General features: G+C 48.0%; 5 protein-coding genes, 1 pseudogene and 1 riboswitch. Of the genes and pseudogenes, 4 read left to right on the top strand and 2 right to left on the bottom strand.

Annotation, left to right across the window (positions count from 1 at the left end; all coding sequences use genetic code 11):
• Positions 1-187, top strand: a pseudogene (locus ACEW9I_RS08285) (oxidoreductase); the annotation flags it as partial.
• A 155-nt stretch (positions 188-342) separates the two neighbouring features.
• Positions 343-582, top strand: coding sequence for a DUF2281 domain-containing protein (locus ACEW9I_RS08280; RefSeq protein WP_373539879.1), 240 nt, complete (start codon positions 343-345; stop codon positions 580-582).
• 83 nt (positions 583-665) lie between these two features.
• Here the strand turns inward: ACEW9I_RS08280 and ACEW9I_RS08275 are convergent, their stop codons facing one another.
• Positions 666-2288 (bottom strand): cation:proton antiporter, encoded by a 1623-nt coding sequence (locus tag ACEW9I_RS08275; protein WP_373539880.1) that lies wholly within the window; start codon positions 2286-2288, stop codon positions 666-668.
• Between the two features lie 98 nt (positions 2289-2386).
• A riboswitch (Fluoride riboswitch) is annotated at positions 2387-2472 on the bottom strand.
• Between the two features lie 100 nt (positions 2473-2572).
• Here ACEW9I_RS08275 and ACEW9I_RS08270 point away from each other — a divergent pair.
• Together ACEW9I_RS08270 and ACEW9I_RS08265 are read left to right on the top strand one after the other, a co-directional pair.
• Complete coding sequence (locus ACEW9I_RS08270) at positions 2573-2857, top strand: hypothetical protein (protein WP_373539878.1); 285 nt, start codon at positions 2573-2575, stop codon at positions 2855-2857.
• Positions 2844-3212, top strand: coding sequence for a clan AA aspartic protease (locus tag ACEW9I_RS08265; RefSeq protein WP_373539877.1), 369 nt, complete (start codon positions 2844-2846; stop codon positions 3210-3212). The genes ACEW9I_RS08270 and ACEW9I_RS08265 overlap by 14 nt, the downstream gene beginning before the upstream one ends.
• A 77-nt stretch (positions 3213-3289) precedes the next feature.
• Here ACEW9I_RS08265 and ACEW9I_RS08260 read toward each other — a convergent pair whose 3' ends face one another.
• Positions 3290-3679, bottom strand: a complete 390-nt coding sequence (locus ACEW9I_RS08260; RefSeq protein ID WP_373539876.1) for a hypothetical protein — start codon at positions 3677-3679, stop codon at positions 3290-3292.
• Between the last annotated feature and the right edge of the window lie 193 nt (positions 3680-3872).

Genomic DNA, 3872 nt, shown 5'->3' with positions numbered 1-3872 from the left:
CGGCGACTTCACCAGTACCATCAAAGATGTCCAACCAGGCACCAAGGCTTATCTAGATGGCCCGTATGGGGTATTTACGATCGATCGGTATTGGGACAGTGCCGGATTCGTGCTGATTGCGGGTGGCGTAGGGATTACACCAATCTATAGCATTTTACTCGTGCAGGCGATTGATACCACCAACTAGGACAGAACGAGCATTTTTTTGCCTATTCCTACCACTGTAGCCCGATCGCCCTACTCCATCCAGCAATCCGACAGTTTCCGCCAGTATACCGTCAGTGGCTACCCCTACCCGAATCTAGGCTAAAATCGAACCACATAGACAAGGAGGCAGGCAGCATGTCACAAACCAACGCGATCGCGAGTATTAATTCACTTCTCTTGCAGCTCCCCGAACCGCTCCAAGTCGAGGCATTGCACTATGTTGAGTATCTGACTTCCCGCCGTGCTGGCGCAGCCTCCCAGATTGGAAATCATCCCGCGACCCCAAAACGCAGTGGTTTCGGCATTCTCAAAGGTAAAGTCACGATCGCGTCGGACTTTGATGCCCGCCTGGAAGAATTTGCCGATTACCAATAATCTATGAACCTGCTCATCGATACTCATTAGCAATTATCAGGTGCAGAATATCTGGTCAGAACCTTAATGGGTATAGGTTGACACTAGCTAGGGTTATCCACGACCACAACTGGCATGGTACTACTCTCTAGCACGGCTTGAGACACCGACCCAACCAAGACCTCATCCAGGGGACGATGACCGCGTTTGCCAATGACGATCTCTGCCACACCATAATCTTGAGCCGTGCGAACAATTTCTTCAGGCACCGAGCCATTAGCGGTGACAAATTGATATCGAATATCTGCCAAGATGCTGCTTGCCTGATGACGGAGACGTTCGATTCCTTGAGGATCGTCCATCCGCAAAACGTGGAGCACGACCACTTGGGCATCGCTGCGACGAGCTAGCTCGGCAACTTTGGTCAACACTTGGGTCGCTAGGGGAGAGGTATCGACGGCTGCCAGCAATACAATCCGCCGAGACACCGAAACCTTCGTCGGATCGACATCCCCCCGCTCCAACAGCTTTGGTGCAAAAGTGGGAATTGCCCAAGCTCCAAGGGGTGCGCTCACCAGAATCGAGAGAACTGCTAAGGCAAGAATCGTTTCGCCACCTTTTATGCCTTGGGCTAAGGGAATTGCGCCGATTGCGGCCTGTACCGTTGCCTTAGCGGAATTTCCAGGCAGCAGAAATAGCCGCTCTTTCCATGTCCAGTTACTCCCTAATGTTGAAAGATACCAGCCAAGGGAACGCCCAATCAGAGTGCCAATTGCTAATACGACTAAGCCAACGAGCAATGTATTACCCAGCACATTAAGCTGAATACTCGCACCCAGCAAAACAAAGAGAACGATTTCAGCGATCGCCCACAAACTATCAAAGCCACCACGCAGCCGTCGTGCTAACGGGGCATCCATTTCAATCAGGAAAAAGCCAGTCGTCATGACTGCCAGATAGCCAGAGAATACTGGAAATTTTTCCGCTAGGACTACGATCGATAGGGCGAAGCCTGCGGCAACCAGTGTATCCTGCACCGCAGTTTGCGTCCAGTTTTGCTTTGCTAATAATGAGACTAAGAGACGAGCTATAAACCATCCCAGCAAAACTCCTAACCCGATTTGCAGCATGATTTGAAACGGCAGCAATTGCAATGGACTCAAGGATAACCCTCCTGGCAAGGTTATTCCTGCTGCCGCACTTTGAGACAAAAACGCCAGCAGCAAACTAAAGACCAGCAGTAGCAGAACATCAGACAGCGCACTCCCGGTTAATATGGCATCTGGAATCCCTTTTTCAACCCCCCAGCCCAAACTTTTTAGCCGCAACATGCCAGGAACAATGACGGCAGGAGATTCAGCACTAATGACGCAGCCCAGGAGTAGCCCAGTGGCAAAGTCAAACTGGAGCAGCCACATTGAGGCAAATGCAATGGCGATCGCTTCACAAGCCGCAGGTAAAAATCCTAATCGCAATGCTACAGTACCTTGTTGAGCCAGCTTTTCCCGATCGAGACCCAATCCAGCCTTCATTAAAATCACCATGACGGCGATCGCGCGGAGCGAATCTGCCGCTCTCAAAACCTCTGGCGCAATCGCATTGACCAGGTTGGGGCCAAGCACAACGCCGACCAACACCATCCCTACCAGCGCAGGTACTCGGATTCGTCGAGCAATTTGCCCTCCGAAAAAGCCTATTAATAAAATCCAGATAATGCTTTCTAACATAACGCCACGTTGCAGTTGAATCAGATTATCAACGTGACTTATAGCGACGGATTTGCTTTGGCCCATATAGACACAGCCCTAGCCTTCCGCTACAAGTCGGAACAGTAGGAGCCATCAGCCACATACGTTGCAATCGTCCTCAAAACGCTGGGCGGTTTCGGCGAACTCCATCGCCATCGTTTCTATCTTATCCCATCCAGCGTTGCTGATAGCGAGTCGATACCGATCGTCAAGCTGCTCCATCGGTTAAAGTAAAATTAGTATTCAAATAAATCGGTGAGAATATGCAACAAGCTATTTTCTGGACTGTTGAAGAAGTTGCTACCAGAGCAAAGAAGTTATATGCAGACAAGATTCGATCGATAGTCGAGCATGAAGATAATATTGGTAAAATGGTCGTAATTGATGCCCAGACTGGGGAGTATGCAGTCGATCGATCGGGTATCCACTCAGCCATCGCCCTCAAAGCCAAAAATCCCAATGCTCGGTTGTTTACCATTCGGATTGGTTATGATGTTGCAGTATCTTTTGGTGGCAATATCGAGAGAATAAGCAATGATGCAGGGTAGAGTTAAAGACGGTAGGGCTTCAGTACCAATTACTTTTCGATTATCTAATCAACCTGATTTCCAAATAGAATTTGTAGTCGATACAGGATTTAACGATTATCTAACCCTTCCGCCCCAAGCAATTAGTGCGATGAATCTACCCCAATATTCTAATACTTCGGTCAGATTAGCAGATGGTACAGAAACGATGTTATCGATTCACTCTGCCACTATTGTTTGGGACGATCTAGAACTTATAGTCCCAGTTTTAGCAGCGGGAGTTAAACCATTAATTGGGACATCTTTGATGGATGGTTATCATCTATCGATCTATTTTCAGATTGATGGTGCTGTGAATTTAACTGCAATATCTTAGATCGAAAAATCGATTCGTCAGCAGTTAAATTTAACGAGATACCATGCCTTATTCCCTAATTTTTGCAAGAGATTTACTCAATCCTTTATTCGGTAGCCGATCGATTTGCGGACATCGGCAATCGGCATTGCCAATTCCTTAGCGATTGCTGCTTCGATCTGACTGGCTTGAGTGAAGGGAAACTCGTATTCGAGCCGCTGTACAGTTGGCGCGGTAGTCTTGATAACTAGCGTAGTTAGACCGCGCTGCCGATCGATTTCGGCATTCATCGTCAGGATCGTAACCGATCGTTTGGTAGTTAACTGGGTACCTGCCTGAAGTTTGTTGACAGAATCATAAGCACCATTGAGAACTCGTGCTGCCATACAGTTGCCTGTAAACCAAACCAATCCAGCAATTAAGGGCAAGGGCAACCAAAATTCTCCACCAACGCGATGGAGCAGTTGGAGCAAGCGCGGGGTAGACATTGTAGTTTGAGATCGTGCCGAATAGTCGGATTATATTCTAGGAGCGGACTGCGTTAAATCTAACTTCTGACAGATGCCGCTGCTGAATTACCTTTCTACAATACAGTTGTAAAAAGGAATTTAGCCAATGCGAATACTGTTGGTAGAAGACGATCCAGATCAACTAGAGCCATTGCAGTATGCTCTCTCTGAG

It is taken from the genome of Chamaesiphon sp. (assembly GCF_041738855.1).
Lineage (GTDB): Bacteria > Cyanobacteriota > Cyanobacteriia > Cyanobacteriales > Chamaesiphonaceae > Chamaesiphon.
This window is presented reverse-complemented; position numbering and strand designations above follow the sequence as displayed.